Consider the following 18,712-nt stretch of genomic DNA (forward strand, 5'->3'; position numbering starts at 1 on the left):
TCATTGGAGGAAAAGTATGGTTAAAAAGGAATTGCTTTTCATTTGGAAAAAACATACTTAAAATAAAAGTAAGAAAATATTTCATTTACTTACAAAATATTATAGAAAAATGGATGGAGTAATATGGGGTAAGTGTTAACTATATCGAACAAAGGGTGTATAAGATGGATAAATATCAAATTACATTATTAGCTAATGTGCGTAAGCAGCTGCAAGAGTGGACTGATCAAAATAAAGAAATACCTCATGAAGAGGTGTACCGCTTTTTGCATTCAATTTCTGGAACGTCTGCGACTATTGGACTGCATTATTTAGGAGATCGTTCCCGCGCGTTAATGGAAGCTGTTGAAAAAAAACAGAAAAAAATCTGGGATTACACGGAGTTGAATACTTTTTTATTAGATATTATTAAAATTTGTTATCAAGATGAAATTCAATCCGCAGAAGATATAAATAAACCGCTAGAAATCAGTGAACAAACAGCTAGCATTTTACTTGTGGACGACGATCTTTCAATGCTGATGTATTTAAAAGAACAGTTTGAAAAGCAGGGATGGTACGTATTAGCAACTGCATCTAAAGAAAAAGCCATTACGGCTTTTTACGAATTAAAGCCGGATTGTTTTGTTGTTGATGTACATATGAAAGACTGTACAGGCTTTGACATTCTTTCATTTTTACGTGATAAAACAAAGCAACTGTTCGTCCCGATTGTCATGATGAGCGTTGATAATCAAAAAGAGACGCGTTTGAAGGCTTTTAAATTAGGGGCCGATGACTTTCTTGTTAAACCTTTCGATTTGGAAGAAAGTCTACTTCGAATTGGTCACCATATTGAACGAAAGCAAATGTTTAACTCCTATTTAATGTTTGATGAATTAACAGGAGCCTATAACCGAACGTATTTAAAAGAAATCTACAGTCAGCAGCTATCCAGCTACGACCGCTTAAAAGATCCTTTTTGTTTAGCGATTTTAGATTTAGATTTCTTTAAAAGAATAAATGATCAGTATGGACATCTTATGGGAGACCGCGTGCTGCAAGCATTTGTAGAGTATATGAAGCATGAAATTCGTCCAACAGATCACATTTTTAGATATGGAGGCGAAGAATTTATTCTTTTACTGCCAAAAACCAATATAAAAGAGGCAGAAACAGTATTAAATAGACTGTTGGATTCCTTTGTGAAAGAAGTGTTCACACATCAAAGCAATTCGTTTTATTGCAGCTTTTCCGGCGGAGTTGTAGAAGTTCATAACAATGAATGGCCGTTAGAAAAAGCGCTTCATCAAGCTGATGAAGCATTATATATAGCGAAGGAATCAGGACGTCAAAAAATTGTAGCTTCTTCTCAAAGCAAGCTGGTTAAAAAGCGAACGCTTCGTATGGCTATTATTGATGATGATTCTATCATTCGAACGATGCTGAAAGAGCTTTTAAGTAAGATTGATGTAGGAGATCGTTATGAAGTGAAAATAGAAGTGTTTAAAGACGGCATCGAATTTTTTGAGTCCCAATGGATTCACTCTAGCGATCACTACTTTGTTATTTTAGATGGAATGATGCCTAAGATGGATGGCTTAGAAGTGCTGCAAAAATTAAGGCAGCAGAAACGTCACGATCAGTACACGGTTATTATGCTTACATCACGAAACAGCGAACAAGATATTCAAAGAGCATTAGAACTTGGGGCAGACGATTACATGACAAAGCCATTTAAGTTAATGGAGCTTGAAGCGCGCGTACGTCATTTAATGAAGAAGGTGAAATAAATGGGGATGTCAATTCAAGTGGTATATGCCTTATTTGGCGGATTGCTATTGCTGTTGGTTTGTTTTCTAAGTTATTTACTTATTCAAAAAGCGCGTTTAAACGCTTTCCGGGCAAAAGTAGAATCCTATAAAGATAGTATAAAAGAATCTCTTTTTATTTATTTATACAGAAAAGATGAAGAACATCGGATAGAGCCTAAAAATAAAATAGAGCTGGCGGGTGTAGAGGAACTATTGAGCGGTTTTTCTGCAGCTGTGCAAGGTGATGACATTCGAAATAACATCACGCTCTATGCGGAGAAGGTTTTTACACCCAAATATAAAAAAGAGCTGCATCATTCTAGGTGGAGTGTCAGAATGAATGCCCTTTATGCTATTGAAGATTTTGGTCTTACTACGCTAACAGACCAATTAGTAGAAATGTATGAGAAAAAAAATAGTACAGCGGCTGAAAAAAATCAAATTTTAAAGATTTTAGTTAAGCTAAACCGTCCTGAGTTTGTTATATACATGACGAATGCCTCTAAACCGCTGTCTGAATTTATGTACCGCTCTTTGTTTGGAACTATGAACAGTGAGCAGTTTCAGCAATTTATTAATAAATTTGAAGACCTGCAAGAAGAAATTCAGCTGCCACTTATCGATATGGTCGGTATCAATCATAAGTTAGAGTATATCGATTTCTTAAAAATGCACATGAAAAGTTCATCAGAAGAACTGCGAATTCGTTCGTTGAAATCACTTAACGCTTTATCTTTTCCATTAAAAGTAGAGGAGCTCACGAAACATCTTCAATCAGATATGTGGCAAGAGAGAATGATGGCTACCAAACTAGTAGGCAAAACGAGAGATGAGAAGGGATTGTCACTTCTCGAGCAGTCGCTGAAAGATTCTCATTTTCTTGTGCGTTCGAATGCTGCTCAGTCAATGATGAAAATCCCAACGGGTACAGAATACTTAGTTCATGTATATGAAACGACTGATGACAAGTTTTCGAAAGATATGGCAGCAGAATGGCTTGAAAAGGGAGGAATTACGGTTGTGGAATAGTGTTTGGCATCTTTTTTTGTCCGTTTGCGGATGGGCTGTATTTGCTTATATGATTTTTGTGCTTTGTTTTTATTTTATGATGTTTATCATCTCTGCTTTTCAACTGCGAAAGCAATATCAATTAAATGATGAAGAACCTTATGAAGATTTGCTTGCGGTTAGCTATACAACGCCGTTATCTATATTAGTTCCCGCTTATAACGAATCTGTCGGGATTATTGGAAGCGTGCGTTCGCTGCTTGGAATTGAATATCCGGAATATGAAGTAATTGTAGTAAATGATGGATCTTCAGATGATACGTTAGAAAAGCTCATCGAAGAGTTTTCTCTTGTGAAAATGAATCGAGTTGTGAGAAAGCAAGTGGAGACGAAAGAAGTAAAAGCTGTATATCGTTCTAAATTATACGATTATTTATATGTAGTCGATAAACAAAATGGAGGAAAGTCAGATGCATTAAATGCAGGAATTAATTTATCCAACTATCCTTATTTTTGTTCGATCGATGGTGATTCAGTGTTGGAAAGAGACGCTTTTTTAAAAGTTATGAAGCCAATTATTGATTCAGACGGAGAAGTAATTGCTTCAGGAGGAAGTATTCGAATTGCAAACGGATGTAAAATCGAAAACGGTGCGGTCGTATCGATTGGACTTGATACGCAGCCGCTTGTTGTGATGCAGATTATTGAATATTTACGTGCCTTTCTTATGGGGCGCATTGGTCTCAGTCGCCATAATTTATTACTTATTGTGTCAGGAGCATTTGGCGTATTTTCTAAACGCTGGGTGATTGAAGCTGGGGGTTATTCTCATACAGTCGGCGAAGACATGGAGCTTGTTGTTCGCCTCCACCGACTGATTAAACAGAAAAAAGCCAACAATCAAATTGTTTATATTCCAGATCCTGTATGCTGGACAGAGGCACCTGATGAAATCAAATATTTGCGAAGACAGCGAAACCGCTGGCACCGCGGTTTATTTGATAGTCTTTGGAAGCATAAAGAGATGCTGTTTAATCCGAAATACGGAAGTATCGGAATGATTTCTATGCCTTATTTTGTGTTTATTGAACTAATCGGGCCGGTTATGGAAATGTTAGGCTATTTGTTTATTGTTATTTCTCTAGTTGTAGGCGGGATTTATGTGGAATTTGCGTATTTGCTTTTTCTCTTAATGGTTGTATATGGTTCTCTTTATTCAATGGCGGCTGTTTTGCTAGAAGAGTGGAGCCTTCGCAAATATCCAAAAGTATCTGATATCGCTAAGCTGTTTGTCTTTTCCCTGACTGAATCCTTTTGGTATCGCCCTCTAACTGTTATATGGCGCTGTCATGGATTGTTGGACGTTATTCGCAATAAAAAAGGCTGGGGAGACATGCAGCGAAAAGGAGTTTCACAATGAAAAAATGGTTATTAATCGGCGGCATTATTTTGGTTATGGCAGTAACGGCTTCGCCATTTCTTATTTGGCAGCTAAAGAAACCAACTGATTTGAATGTGCTTGTCATTGATAAAACAGTGCCAGATCAAACGTTTCGAGAGCATCAGGGCTTAATGTGGATGCTGAATCAAGCGAAAGTACGCAAAGACGGGAAGCCTTATGAAATCTCAAAAGATTATGCAGGGTTTTATCCGAATGGAGATAAAACATACAGCATTAAATCTCTGCCAAAAACAAACTCTGCAGATATGATTTATATCACGGACACGTATGGCGTATACAAAGAAGATTTAGGCGTAAAAGCTAAAAGAGGAGATCGTTCTCAGCTGGTGTATGGTGGCATGACTTCTGAAGACGTGAGCTACGTTAAGAAAGCACTGAATGGACGTACAAAAACGCTGATTGGAGAGTTTAATACATTTGGAAGTCCTACTTCTCTAGACGTTCGCAAAGAACTGTATGAATTGTACAATGTTACGTGGTCCGGCTGGATTGGTCGCTATTTTGATGAATTCGGCAGTGAAGAAGTTCCTGCTTGGGTGAAAAGTGCTTACAAAAAGCAGTACAACAAAGAATGGAACCTTACGGGCAAAGGCTTACTGTTTGTTAATGAATCCAATAAGCTCGTTATTATAACGGAAAAAGAATTAAAAGAAAATCCAGTATGGTTTCAATATACAAAACAAGGAAAAAAAACATTGAATTTACAGGATGAATCTGCTTATCAATATTGGTTTGACGTAATTACACCCCAGCAAAAAAGTGATGTGCAGGCTCAGTTTGTCTTTCACTTGGATTCTGAAGGAAAAAACAAGCTAAAGGAAAATGGTATTCCTTTGTCCATACCAGCAGTCGTTCATCATAATAAAGAGCGATATGATACTTATTACTTTGCAGGAGATTTTGCAGATCAAGGAGAAGTACCTTCCATTTATCAAACCTCTTTTTACCCGGTGTGGAAGAAATGGACAGAGAAAATCGGAAAAGAAGATGAGTCTTCTTTTTACTGGACTGTTTATCTGCCTCTTATGAATAAGATTATAGATCAACAGCAAAATGCATCGCAGCCTGCTTCTGTTACTTTTAATGAAAATATGGAAATCTATGAAGATGCTGACCGTAAAGTAGCAGGGAAAGTAGGAAAAGATTATTTGCAAGTTTATCAAAACGGCAAGTGGAAAGATTTGCTGATTAAAGGAGTAAATATGGGCATTAGTAAGCCAGGCCATTTCCCTGGTGAGACCGCTATTTCGAAAGAAGAATATTTGCGCTGGTTTAAAGAAATTGGCAAGATGAATGCAAACTCAATCCGCGTATACACCATTCACCCTCCCGGCTTTTATGAAGCGCTTGCTGAGTATAACCAAAAAGCCAAAGAACCCATTTATCTTTTTCATGGAGTATGGGTGAATGAAGAAGTTTTCTATGATTCACAAGATGCTTTTGCAAAGGAAAATACAAAAGAATTTGAAGCTGAAATGAAAAGGATTGTAAACGTTATTCATGGAAATGCAACACTGCCAAAACGGACGGGACATGCAAGCGGAACGTATACAGCAGACGTGTCTCCTTATGTTTTAGGCTGGATTATAGGAGTTGAATGGGATCCCACGGTAGCCCTTTCGACAAATGAAAAACATAAAGGAATGAAAGATTTTAAAGGGAAGTACATCTATACGGAAAAAGGCAATCCCTTTGAAATTTGGCTTGCGCAGCTTATGGAAAAAACAATTTCCTATGAGCAGGATAAATATGATTGGCAGCGGCCTATGAGCTTTACGAACTGGGTGACGACGGATTTATTGACTCATCCATATGAGCCTTCTGAAGACGAAGATAAAGTGTCTGTTAATCCTAATTTAATTCACACAACTAAAAAATTTGAGCCGGGATTATTTGCTTCTTATCATATTTATCCTTACTATCCTGATTTCTTAAACTATGAACCTCGTTATCTCGCTTATCGCGATCATCGAGGAGAGAAAAATAACTACGCAGGTTATTTGCAAAATATGAAAGAAGTTCATCATATGCCCGTGCTTGTTGCTGAATTTGGCATTCCGGCTTCGCGAGGACTCACCCATAGAAACGTATACGGATGGGATCAAGGCTTTCATACGGAACAAGAACAAGGAAAGATTCTGTCACGCTTGTACGAAGATATTGTTGAAGAAAAAATGGCTGGCGGTATGGTCTTTACATGGCAAGATGAATGGTTTAAGCGAACGTGGAATACGATGGAGTACGACAATCCGAATCGCAGGCCATTTTGGACGAATTTGCAAACGGGAGAACAGCATTTTGGCCTGTTGAGTTTTGATCCAGGAACAAAGCTGAAAGTCAAAGTAGACGGCAAATCAGATGATTGGAAAAAGCTGAACAGCAAGTCGGTATATAAGCCGTCTAAGAAGTTAAAAGCATTGAACATTACAAGTGATGAAGGTTATCTATATCTACACGTGAGTGCAAAAGAGCTGGAAGATCAAAAGCTTTATTTCTTGTTTAACACAATTAACAATCAGGGACAGTCAAAGATTCCTCAAATTCCTTCTTTAAAAACAAAAGGAATTGATTTTGTAGCAGAATTAAACGGGAAAGAAGACAGTCACTTGTGGATAGACAGCTATTACGATACGTATTATTTTTCGTATGCCCATCAGCTTCAAATGATTCCATCTGTAAAAGGAACCGATACAAAAGATAACGGCATGTTTAATCCAATCAGGCTCGCCCTTAACAAAGAATTAGCGATTGGAGAGGGGAAAAACAAGAGAACCATTCCTTTTGACGCCTATGAAACTGGGAAGCTCCAAGAAGGAAACAGCGATCCTAACTCTTCTTCATTTGATTCGCTGGCAGATTTTAAAGTGAATGAATCAAATGGAATTGCTGAACTTCGCATTCCTTGGGCGCTTTTAAATGTAAAAGACCCGAGTCAAAAAGAAATAATGGGAGATATTTGGTCCAAAAAAGGATTAGAATCCAGCGAGAAAATGAAAGGAATTCAAGTGGGAGTCGTAGCTGTTAATAAGAAGAGCAATGACGTGGAAGATACGTTTCCGACTCAGAAAAAAGGAGAACTTTTATTAAAAGATTTTTACTTATACAAGTGGAAAAATTGGGAGTATCCAACTTTTCACGAACGAATAAAGCCGTCCTACTTCATATTGCAAAAAACGTATGGACGACTACAAGCGGAGGAATAACAATGGCAAAAATTTTATTAGCGGAAGATGAAGAAGTGCTTCGTATGTTAGTGGTAGATACGCTTGAAGATGAAGGACATGAAGTGACGGAAGCAGAAAACGGCGAAGAAGCGTTGGAATTTATTAAAGAACGTGATTTTGACTTAATTATTTTGGATTATATGATGCCCGTGTTCACCGGGCTTGAAGTCATTCAGCAGCTGAAAGAAATGAAAGATAAGCGCCATACAAAAGTATTGATGCTTTCAGCTAAGAATCAAGCTGCTGATCAAAGCCGGGTGTTAGAAGCAGGGGCTGCGTATTTTATGTCTAAACCGTTTAGTCCCCTATTGCTAGCCGAACGTGTTGAGGAAATTTTAGATGAACAATAAACTAAAACGAAAAAGTATCTCAACCCAGTTCATCTTCTTAGCAAGTATCCTTTTACTTGCTTTTGCGGCGGGTTCAACTGTACTTGTTGTACGGCAAAAAGAAATTACAGCTGATTATGCCCAGTACAGGGCACAAGTACGGGAAAAGGCACAGCTGCTATCTACAATTGATAAATCAATGAACAGAGCTTTTTTGCAGGCTCGTGGGTTTATTGCATTTGATTCAGAGGATATGTATAACGAGGCTGCAAGTCAGCAAAAAAGTATCGAAGAAAATCTTGATCGACTTTCAGGTCTAGCGGCAGATAGACGTGAACGTACGTTTGTAAATGAAGCGACGGTGATGCTAAACACGTATTTTAATCAAACGCTTCCTTATTTTAAAGATATTTACGACAAAAAAGGCATTGAAGGAGTCCGCTCTAGTCCTGAGCGGAAGGCTGCTTCTAAATCAATAGAACAAATGCAAAAAGAACTTGATGACTACCAAAATGAATTAACTAAAGACTTAAATACACAGTACGATGACACGTCGAGTGACATGCAGAAAAGTCAAACGTTCTTTATTTTATTTTTAGCGTTTACAGTGGTCATTTTATTATTGCTTACACGGGTATTGCTAAATAAGTTTGTAAAGCCGCTGAGTCAGCTAGCATATACGGCAAGCGAAATTGCTGCGGGAAAAGAAATGCCTATGACATTTGATGAACATAGAAGAGATGAAATCGGTATGCTATCTCAGGCCTTTTACAAAATGGTATCGACTTTGCAAAATAACGAACAGGAGTTAACGGCTCAAAATGAAGAGCTGATTGCACAGCAAGATGAGTTGCACAGTCAGCAAGATGAACTTCAGCACGCATTGGAATTGACAAAGGAACGAGAAGGAGAGTTAGAATTGCGCAATTTATTTGTGCATGGACTAACAAATTCTCTTCACAAGCAAGAAGTTCTCACGAGTGCTGTCACAAACATGAGCCGAGTAATGAAAGCTGATCACGGTTTTATTATGCTAACCGATGAAAAGACACATGCTTCATTTGGTCTATCTTCATCAAGTGTTCAACAGATGATGAAAAACCTTCATAATAATTACATTGATCATGTGCAAAAGACGAAAAAATGCATGGTAGTAAAAAGAGAGTGTATAGAACATGAGCGCCTATATCATCGGCAAACATTTTATTTGTATGATGTTATCGTACCGGTGCTGTCTTCACAGGGAGATATGCTAGCCTATATGTTTTACAGCCGCTACGCGGATGAATACACAGAACATGAATTACAGACATTTGAAATATTGGCCAAACAAATTACGATTGCTCTTGAAAAAATTTATATTTACGAAGAGTCTGAGCACGACCGACTGCTATCTCAAGATATTTTAAATTCGATTCAAGAAGGAATGCAGCTTGTAGATACAAGCGGTACGATTCTACAGGTGAATACGAAGATTAGCGAATTGTTTCAATATGAGCATCAAAGCGGGCTTCTTCAGCTCTCTCGCAATCAATGGCTAGATGCTCTCTCTCAAAAAGTCGAAAATATAGGGCAGCTAAGACAATACGTTAAAGCCATTTGTAAGGGAGAGCAAGTAGAAAAGTCTTTTGTTTATTACCTGCACACGGAAGGTAAGCGAAAAGTTATAAAAGTTTATAGCGAATACGTATATCGAAACCGTCAGATGTTTGGCGTATTGTTCGTTCATCGTGATATTACGAAAGAATTTGAAGTTGATCAGATGAAGTCGGAATTTGTAAGCACTGTGAGTCACGAGCTGCGCACACCTTTAGCAAGTGTATTAGGGTTCACTGAGCTTATGCTAAACAAAACATTAAAAGAAGAAAGACAGAAGAAGTATTTAACTACTATTTATCAGGAAGCACAGCGGTTAACTTCTTTAATCAACGATTTTCTGGACGTCCAAAGAATGGAAGCGGGGAAACAAACCTACGATAAAAAGTATCAAGACATTCTGCCGCTTATTAAGCAGGTGATTGAGGTCCAGAACATACAAACAAGTAAGCATGAATTTAATATGATTTCCGATCAAGAGCATTTTACGGTAATGGGAGATAAAGATAAGCTTCTGCAATTGTTTAATAATGTAATTAGCAATGCAGTAAAATACTCGCCCGATGGAGGGAACGTTACAGTTAAAGTGTATCAAAAGGAACACGCTGTTTATATTGATATTCAAGATGAAGGAATTGGTATACCACGTGAAGCGCTAGGACATTTGTTTACCAAATTCTACAGAGTAGATAACTCCGATATGCGCAAAATTGGCGGAACGGGTCTAGGGTTAGCAATTGTAAAAGAAATTGTAAAAGCTCATGGTGGAGACATTACTGTACAATCAGAATGGAAAAAAGGAACAACATTCACGATTGTTCTCCCGCTTCTACATGAAGTTCAGTACGATGAAGAAATGATGATAAGTGCGAATGATAACCGTAAAAGCGTAGTGATTGTAGAAGATGATAAAAGTTTAGCGACGCTTTTACAGGTAGAATTAAAAGAAAGCGGCTTTCACGTTCGGTATTTTAATAGCGGAGAAGATGCATTAAACTCTATTCATCAGCAAAAGCCTGAAGTGGTTGTTCTAGATATCATGCTAGGAGAAAATAAGTTAGACGGCTGGGATGTTTTAAGGCATCTCAAAGAAAATACAGAGACAGAAAAAATTCCTATCTTAATCTCATCTGCTTTAGACGAAAGAAGCAAAGGATTAGAGCTTGGAGTGTGTGAGTTTCTGATTAAACCCTATCAGCCTAGTAAATTATCTAAAACGATTCTCCAGCTGCTTTTGAAAAAACAAGAGCATGAAGGAGAAATTATGATTCCATCAGATAAAGAAGAGTAGAAATTTGGTGAGGCTTCGTTATATGTACGGAGTCTCATTAAACGAAAAGAAAATTAGTAAAGTAATAAAAAAACATTGAAAACGCTATCAAAATGTGGTTTTATAGAAAGTAGGCATAACATGATGACCTTAGAATTACCTTTTTCCACCTCCTTACATGCGTAAGGAGGCTTTTTTGTATAAATATAGTAAGATAAGATAACAAAACCTCATGCAGAATCGTTTATTGACTTTCAGCTCGTTAACAAACTGCTCAAGAAAGTTTGATAGTGAAAGGAGTGAAGCTCTAGAAACGATTTCACAAAGGGAGGATAGTCTCTCCAAGAAGTGAAGGTAGTTCAATTTTTATAATCATAGTATAATAAAAAATACGGTTATAAAAGCTGTGTTTTTTATACATCTTTTATATAGAAGGTAAGATTGAATTTTATATTTTCTTAAAGGAGGTCTTTCCTTGGATATTGCGTATATAATTGCTGAAGAAAGAATTAGACAAGCAATAAAAGACGGTGACTTTGATAAGCTGCCTGGGGAAGGAAAACCATTAAAGTTAGAAGATTTATCACATATACCTGAAGAACTGCGCCAAGCGTATAGGATGTTAAAAAATGCAAATATGATAAGTGATGAACAAGAGCTAAAACGAGATATGGCTACAATAGAAGAATTGATTTCTATATGCACGGATGCTAATGAAGAACAAAGGCTAACAGAGATGCTTACGGAAAAGCGTTTGCGCTTTGAGCAGCTCGTTGACAAGAAAAAGATGACAAGTTCTGCAGCTTACAGGACGTATCAGAATAAAATTTACTCCAAATTTTTTTATTAATGAGTGTAATAGACGAGACGATCGGAGGGTGAGAACTTGCGGCTGTTAATTTTATTGATTAGTATCATATTATTTATTTCGCTTTGTTTTTATATTTTTGCCCCACAAATAAAACGAGGCGCCCAATCGAAAAATGTGCCGGTTTTATTTATTCATGGCTATTTAGGCAGTCAAAAAAGCTTAGGGAAAATGATTAAACGATTTGAACAAAACGGATGGGGAACTAAAGTAGCTTACTGCGTCGTTCAAAAAGATGGAGCTATTCAGTGGAAGCACATTATGAAAGCAAAAGAGGGAAAACTTCCGCTTATTCATATCGTCTTTAAAAAGCCAGATGCCAGTATTGCACAGCAGCAAAAATGGATTGAAGCTATTATGCAAGATGTACGTGATACATATAAAGCATCTTCTGTGGATTTAGTTGGACATAGTATGGGAGGAGTAACAGCAGCAGCAGTTAGTTTGGCTAACCCTCAATATATTCAAAAGTTAGTTACGTTAGGATCGCCGATTCAAGGATTAGATTATCAGGAATTAATGGAGATGTATCCTCATGCACGCAATCATATCGAATCTATGGGGGCTCGTGATTTAGCTTTTCACTCTATAGCGTTAAACAAGCTATACGAAAGTCGTCAAGATTTCTCAAAAGAGATCGACGTTTTTTCAGGAGCAGGAGATGTGGGAGATAAGACAGATGGAGTGGTAACAGTAGAAAGTGCATACGGACTGCAAGAGTTTACCGAACACATTCATCTCCAAACGTTTCATGAAGCACATTCGGATTTACATGAAAGCTCAGAGGTTGATAAAGCTGTTTATCAATTTTTAAAACGAGATTAAAGGGGGATTACGATGCTTTACTTAATTAGACACGGCCAAACAGATTGGAATAAAAACAAACTTATTCAAGGGCATGCTGATATTCCGCTCAACGAAACAGGAAAGCAACAAGCCAAACGCGTAGCGGAACGTTTTAAAGATATCCATATTGATGTAGTCTACACAAGCGATTTGCTTCGTGCGCAGGAGACGGCTAGGAAAATTGCCGCAGTCGCTAAAGTAGAGAAAGTCGAGGTTTGTGAGCAGCTGCGCGAGCGCTCTTTTGGAGAATTAGAATCAAAGAACGTAGAAGTTCTGCATGATCTTGTGCCAAACTATGCGACAAATTGGGGAGAAGAACCTTTATATAATATTGAAACACTCGAAGCCGCTCAAGAACGGATGGTTCGGCGTTTAACGGAAATTATGAAGGAGTCTATTGGAAAGAAAGTAGCAGTTGTTAGTCACGGGGCGGCAATTAATACATTCATTCATCATGTAACAAGCGGAGAACAAGGAACAGGGACTACTATTTTACAAAATACATCGATTACAACTTTTGCTTATGAAAGTGGAAAATGGCGTCTTGAAACAATCAATGATGCCAAACATCTTGAATAAATATACTTAAAGAGGCTGTGACAGTAGTATTTTAGTTGAGGGAGGATCCGAACGATTAATCGTTCGGATTTTTTTATGGTTATGGTGAACGCAGGTTTCATATATGTAAGTACTTCTGGCTGTTGATTGGAGGGAAAGGCGAAGACTCCTATGGGAAAAGCGGAAGGGATGAGACCCCGCATATTAATTTTATATATAAATATTTATACAATTGATTTTAATAAAAATGCATAGTAAAATAAGTTTTATTACTATTCTATTAAAGCGTTTAGTATAACTGGATTTCCTAATATTGTTTAATAAGTAACTATATTTCGGAATAAGATTAATTGATTTGTATAATTTCAAGGAGGATGTAGTATGTCTAAAGATTGGAGTCACTTATTTGAAAGAATGCCTGAATTGCTAGCACCGACAATGGCTAAAGATCATCCGAATTTGCCCGTTGTGAAAGAAGAAGGATGCTATTATTATGGATTGGATGGTAAAGAATATCTCGATTTTACTTCCGGAATCGCTACGACAAATGTAGGACACAGACATCCGAAAGTAGTAAAAGCAATCAAAGACGGAGCAGATCAATTATTGCACGGTCCCTCAGGTGTCATTATGTACGAATCGATATTAAAGTTAGCCGATGAGTTAGGAAAAGTAACGCCGGGCAATTTAGACTGCTTTTTCTTTGGAAATAGCGGCACAGAAGCAATTGAAGGAGCCTTAAAATTAGCGAGACATGTCACAAAGCGTCCGTATGTTATTTCTTTTTTAGGGTGTTTTCATGGACGCTCGATGGGAGCTTTAAGTGTTACAACATCGAAAAGCAAATATAGACAATTTCAGCAGCCTTCGGGACTGACGTATCAACTTCCATATGCCAATCCAAAAGAGTGCTCTGCGGAGCTAGACAGCGATGTATACTTCACTGAAAAGCTTGAAAAAGATTTTGAAATACTCTTTAAGCACCAAGTCACGCCTGAAGAAGTGGCTGCCGTTATTTTGGAACCAGTATTAGGTGAAGGCGGCTATATTATCCCTCCGAAAAGCTGGATGAAGAAGTTAAGAGAGATTTGTGATCGTCACGGAATATTACTTATTTTTGATGAAGTGCAAACAGGGTTTGGCCGTACCGGTGAATGGTTTGCTGGCCAAACCTTTGATGTTGTACCAGATATTATGGCTATAGCAAAAGGAATTGCTTCTGGAATTCCGCTTAGCGCAACGGTCGCTTCTCAAGAATTAATGAAGCAGTGGCCTCTTGGCACACATAGTACAACATTTGGAGGGAATCCTATCGGATGCTCAGCAGCTCTTGCAACTCTTGAAGTGATGAAAGAAGAACAGCTGCTGGATAACACGAAAAAAATGGGCGCTTATGCATTAGAAAAGCTGCATCTTTTAAAGGAAAAACATTCAGTTATTGGAGATATCCGTGGTTTAGGACTTATGATTGGAATTGAAATTGTTAATCCGCATACGGGAGAAGGAGATGGAGACGCTTTATTCGAGATTTTGGACTTAGCTTTAGAAAAAGGCGTGTTATTTTATTTTTGCGGAAATGCAAGTGAAGTTATTCGCATGGTACCTCCGCTTACTGTGACAAAAGAACAGATAGATGACGGCATTCGTATGCTAGATGAGGCTATTACTTCTTTTGAGAAAAAGTCAGCTGTAAAAGCGTAATAAAAAAATATAAAAAATTTATATATTTGTAACCTAGTTGTCATAGTAATGGTAGCGATATCATAGTTTTAGAGGGAAAACAATTTTCTGAAAAGTAGTTGACATCTGTTTGTGCAGCATGTAACATAATATTTATCTTATCAACAATTATCAACAAAATTCGACAAACTTCTTATCAAGAGAGGCGGAGGGATAGGCCCTGTGAAACCTCGGCAACGGACTTTATAGAACCGTGCCAACTCCCACAAGCAGTGCTTGAAAGATGAGAAGAGACCAGGCTTACTAACAATTGTGATCCCAACCTCTTCTTACAGGCACTTAGACACTGTAAGTGGAGGTTTTAATTTTATGACAAGAATATGACATTTAGATAAAAAACAGCAGGTGAAATTACCTGCTGTTTTTATATGCTGTAAAATGATAAATAACCTACCAGAATTCCTAGTAAAAGCACCCCGGCCGTAATACCAATAATCCACCACATCATTTTTTTCATCGTTTATTCCTCATTATCAATTGACTGTAGCTGTAGATCCGCCAGAAGCGCCGGAAGCCGTACCATAAGCGGTTTGTCTTTTGATTCCAGCATTTTTAGCTGCAACTTTCCACTGCCAGTCAATTCGCCCGTAGGCTCGATTATTTTGTACCCAAGATTTTGAGCTCTTTTTTGAAATAGACACAAGGGGGTTTACGTTTTTTGTGACCACACCTCGTACACTTTTGACTGAAGTTACTGAGGAGCTTTTTGTGTAATAATCTACATACACCGTTAGTTTTGTTGTTGTAAATCCAGCCGCTTTATAAGAAGCCGTATAAGCTGCTGTTTTGAATAAAGGTGAAGCCGTTTTTGCTCCGTATGCTGCTGTACTTGCAGCTTCGACCGTGCCGCTGCTCTCTTCAATATCCATTTTGAACAGAGATGGATCCCTTAGTGATTGTACAACTTTTTGTTTTTGTTGACGCGACAGTTTTGAAAATTCATACAGTGAACTTTTATCACCTTGCCCTTTCAAGAACTGCGTGTAAGAAGCAACCGTTAAATGAGCAGGTTTTTCACTAGCCTGAACAGAGTTTGGTACGACTAATAGACATAATAATGCACCTATCAGGGAAAAAGCAAAAAACGTTCTTTTTGTAGCCATATTCATATAAATCCTTTCTAGTACTCTATCTTTATAAATAGATAAGAAGTAATTTATCGTTTTGAAGAAGGGCTGTGTGCTGACATATTAACTGTCATCACGACACGAGCTTGCTGTACAGATTTCATAAAGCATTCGTATAGAGAAGCGAATACTTTGTCCACATCTCCTTCTAAAGCTGTTGCAAAAGGCACGGTTTCGGCAAATACTCCCTGTTGTTTAACTGCGCCAATTCCGCTTTTGATGATGTCTACATAATGCGGCGTATCTAATGGATACAAAGAAAATTGAGTGGATACAGGGAACGAAGCACAAAGCTGTTGGTTTAAAGGCATGTTTTCTTTTGAGTTTATTTTTCTTTCTTCGAAATATTCTTCGTGACGCCCTGTTGAAAACGTGGCATTCAGCACAATATGCTTTTCTGATTTTCCAGCACTTTTATAAATGGCCTGTACAACTTCAAATACGTCTTTGGCAGTTCCTTCAATAAACGTACTAACACGGTCCGTTTTTCGCTGAACTTTAGACATATCCACTTCGTTTAGTGCGCTTAAAATAATATTGATGAAGTTATCGCTCATAACGGAAAGCGTAAAACGACAGCCAACATTTATTTTTTCCAAGTTAATCACCCCTAAAATATAGATTTGTAGTTTTTTAATCATACAAATCATAAAATAACTTTTCTGTTTTGTATAGAAACAGAAGATAGATTCTTTATTTTTAGTAAATATTACATAGAAGAAACGAGAATAAATTGCATAACATGAAAATTAAGGGTGTCAAGAAAAGTCACATAGTGAAAAAGAATAAAAAAACAATGTTAGAACTTCTGACAAAAAGCTGGTATATAGACTGAAAACACCATATTATAAATACAAGATCACATTATTCTCCTGCGATTTCGTATAACCTCTTGAAAAAGGGACTTGGGATTTTATCATAAATCCAACCTCCTAGCTGTATAATCAGCTAGGAATTTTTTTTACCCAAAGTCTCTATCGCCCATGAGGTTATCTGCACTTATTCAACTCAGAGCATGCACCATATATATTTAAGACCAGTGTAAGAAAGATTGCTTGAAGATGTTAGTGTTCGGTTTGAGCTAGAAATAGATAGATGTTACGAAAGAGGGGAAAGAAGGTATGACGCACACATTAATTAAAAATGCAGAGATTATTACGATGAATGAGAAGAATGATATTATTTACGGTGACCTTTATATTGTTGGAAATCGTATTGCAGCCATCGGGAAAAATCTGCATCCGGAAAAGGTAGATAAAGTCATTGACGCAGCAAATAAAACGATTGTGCCGGGCTTTATACATACTCATATTCATTTATGTCAAACGCTTTTTAGAGGGCAAGCAGATGATTTAGAGCTGCTAGACTGGCTAAAGAAGAAAATATGGCCGCTTGAAGCTTCGCATGATGAAGAATCTATCTATTATTCAGCACTGTTAGGGATCGGTGAACTCATTCAAAGCGGGACTACAACAATTGTCGATATGGAAACTGTTCATCATACGGACTCTGCTTTTCAAGCTATATCTAAGAGTGGAATCCGAGCTCTTGCAGGAAAAGTAATGATGGATAAAAAAGGCGACGATCTGCCAAAAGCTCTGCAGGAGACAACGGCTGACTCGATTAAAGAAAGCGTAGAGCTGCTTGAAAAATGGCATAATTCAAATAACGGTCGTATTCGATACGCATTCTCCCCAAGATTTGTGCTGTCGTGTACGGAAGATTTGCTGCGTGAAGTGAGCCATTTATCAGCTGCCTATAATGTTCATGTCCATACTCATGCTTCTGAGAATCAAGAAGAAATTCGCATTGTAGAAGCTGAAACGGGTATGAGAAATATCATGTACTTAGACCATTTAGGATTAGCCAATGAGCGCCTTATTTTAGCGCACTGTGTGTGGCTAAACGATCAAGAAAAGCAAATTATTAAGAATCAAGGAGTAAAAGTCAGTCATTGCCCAGGCTCAAACTTAAAACTTGCATCGGGAATCGCAGATGTGCCCAGTTTATTAGAGCAAGGTGTATTTTTAAGCCTTGGCGCTGATGGTGCTCCTTGTAATAATAATTTGGATATGTTCAACGAAATGAGGCTGGCCGCTACGATTCATAAACCCTCTTACGGACCAACAGCCATGAATGCAAAACACGTGCTCGAAATGGCTACAATCGGCGGAGCGAAAGCAGTTGGGCTTGAAAAAGAAATTGGAAGTTTAGAGGTTGGGAAAAAAGCGGATCTTGCCATTTTAAATTTAAATCAGCTTCATACTTTTCCATCTTACGGCGTAGACCCTATTTCCAGAGTTGTGTATTCAGCAACGCGAGGAGATGTAGAACTAACAATGGTTGACGGTGAAATTGTGATGGAGAATCGCCAGTTAAAAACCATTGACCAAGGAATTGTGCTGAAAGAGGCAAATCATTCGATAGATCGTCTTTTAAAAAGAATTCCACTTTTAATTTCGTAAGATGTAAAACGAAGAAGAGGCTGGGATAAAAGTATTTTAACAAAAGTAAAGCTCGAATTATTAATCGGAGTTATTGATTAATAATTCGAGTTTTTTGTTGTCAAGGTGAACGTAGGTTTCATCTGTTTAGTTGCTTCTAGCTGTTGATTGAAGGACAAGGCGTAGATTCCTGCGATTATTCCATTTATTTGTCTTTAGAATGGATTTATTTAGTTATGTCTCAATCTCTTTTTTGTATAAATGAGTAAAAAGAGTAATCTTGCAACAGACTAAAAAGATAAGAGAAATAAATTTTCAAAATTCCAAACTAACGGAAGATAAAAATTTTTATAATGATAGCGTTTTCCACCTTTGCATATCTACAAATTAAGACTATAATAGGACAAAAGATTTTACTTTGAAACGTAAAATCCTCCTAAATCGTGT

At 37.6% G+C, this 18,712-nt stretch carries 13 protein-coding genes and 1 riboswitch; of the genes, 11 read left to right on the plus strand and 2 right to left on the minus strand.

Translation table 11 applies throughout. From position 1 onward, the window contains the following. Positions 1 to 164 precede the first annotated feature (164 nt). The 10 genes from ACMX9J_RS15255 (at position 165) to ACMX9J_RS15300 (ending at position 14,655) form a co-directional block, all read left to right on the plus strand. A complete protein-coding gene (locus tag ACMX9J_RS15255) occupies positions 165 to 1,772 on the plus strand; it encodes a response regulator (RefSeq protein ID WP_416225928.1) in 1,608 nt (535 codons plus the stop codon). Next, positions 1,773 to 2,822, plus strand: a complete 1,050-nt coding sequence (locus ACMX9J_RS15260) for a HEAT repeat domain-containing protein (protein WP_165635520.1) — start codon at positions 1,773 to 1,775, stop codon at positions 2,820 to 2,822. Beyond that, entirely contained in the window at positions 2,812 to 4,221 is a 1,410-nt protein-coding gene (locus tag ACMX9J_RS15265) for a glycosyltransferase family 2 protein (RefSeq protein WP_033578173.1), read from the plus strand. Before ACMX9J_RS15260 ends, ACMX9J_RS15265 begins: the two co-directional genes overlap by 11 nt. After that, positions 4,218 to 7,466, plus strand: a complete 3,249-nt coding sequence (locus tag ACMX9J_RS15270) for a hypothetical protein (protein WP_416225929.1) — start codon at positions 4,218 to 4,220, stop codon at positions 7,464 to 7,466. Before ACMX9J_RS15265 ends, ACMX9J_RS15270 begins: the two co-directional genes overlap by 4 nt. Before the next feature lie 2 nt (positions 7,467 to 7,468). After that, positions 7,469 to 7,837 (plus strand): response regulator transcription factor, encoded by a 369-nt coding sequence (locus tag ACMX9J_RS15275; protein ID WP_028412195.1) that lies wholly within the window; start codon positions 7,469 to 7,471, stop codon positions 7,835 to 7,837. Beyond that, positions 7,827 to 10,703, plus strand: a complete 2,877-nt coding sequence (locus tag ACMX9J_RS15280; protein WP_416225930.1) for an ATP-binding protein — start codon at positions 7,827 to 7,829, stop codon at positions 10,701 to 10,703. The genes ACMX9J_RS15275 and ACMX9J_RS15280 overlap by 11 nt, the downstream gene beginning before the upstream one ends. Before the next feature lie 454 nt (positions 10,704 to 11,157). Continuing rightward, complete coding sequence (locus ACMX9J_RS15285) at positions 11,158 to 11,532, plus strand: DUF1992 domain-containing protein (protein WP_014461362.1); 375 nt, start codon at positions 11,158 to 11,160, stop codon at positions 11,530 to 11,532. A 36-nt stretch (positions 11,533 to 11,568) separates the two neighbouring features. Further along, entirely contained in the window at positions 11,569 to 12,375 is an 807-nt protein-coding gene (locus tag ACMX9J_RS15290; protein WP_033578176.1) for an alpha/beta fold hydrolase, read from the plus strand. Between the two features lie 12 nt (positions 12,376 to 12,387). After that, complete coding sequence (locus ACMX9J_RS15295) at positions 12,388 to 12,975, plus strand: histidine phosphatase family protein (RefSeq protein ID WP_034269720.1); 588 nt, start codon at positions 12,388 to 12,390, stop codon at positions 12,973 to 12,975. Positions 12,976 to 13,335: 360 nt separating this feature from the next. Continuing rightward, positions 13,336 to 14,655, plus strand: coding sequence for an aspartate aminotransferase family protein (locus tag ACMX9J_RS15300; RefSeq protein ID WP_034269726.1), 1,320 nt, complete (start codon positions 13,336 to 13,338; stop codon positions 14,653 to 14,655). Between the two features lie 169 nt (positions 14,656 to 14,824). Then, a riboswitch (SAM riboswitch) is annotated at positions 14,825 to 14,924 on the plus strand. A 243-nt stretch (positions 14,925 to 15,167) separates the two neighbouring features. Here ACMX9J_RS15300 and ACMX9J_RS15305 read toward each other — a convergent pair. Then, positions 15,168 to 15,797, minus strand: coding sequence for a hypothetical protein (locus ACMX9J_RS15305; RefSeq protein ID WP_034269729.1), 630 nt, complete (start codon positions 15,795 to 15,797; stop codon positions 15,168 to 15,170). A gap of 53 nt (positions 15,798 to 15,850) precedes the next feature. Further along, a complete protein-coding gene (locus ACMX9J_RS15310; RefSeq protein ID WP_328179857.1) occupies positions 15,851 to 16,420 on the minus strand; it encodes a YkoF family thiamine/hydroxymethylpyrimidine-binding protein in 570 nt (189 codons plus the stop codon). A gap of 522 nt (positions 16,421 to 16,942) precedes the next feature. Here ACMX9J_RS15310 and ACMX9J_RS15315 point away from each other — a divergent pair. Further along, positions 16,943 to 18,286 (plus strand): 5'-deoxyadenosine deaminase, encoded by a 1,344-nt coding sequence (locus ACMX9J_RS15315; RefSeq protein ID WP_028412202.1) that lies wholly within the window; start codon positions 16,943 to 16,945, stop codon positions 18,284 to 18,286. The last annotated feature ends 426 nt before the right edge of the window (positions 18,287 to 18,712 follow it).

This window comes from Priestia sp. RMT2NF4, from assembly GCF_047872835.1.
GTDB classification, from domain to species: Bacteria; Bacillota; Bacilli; order Bacillales; family Bacillaceae_H; genus Priestia; species Priestia zanthoxyli.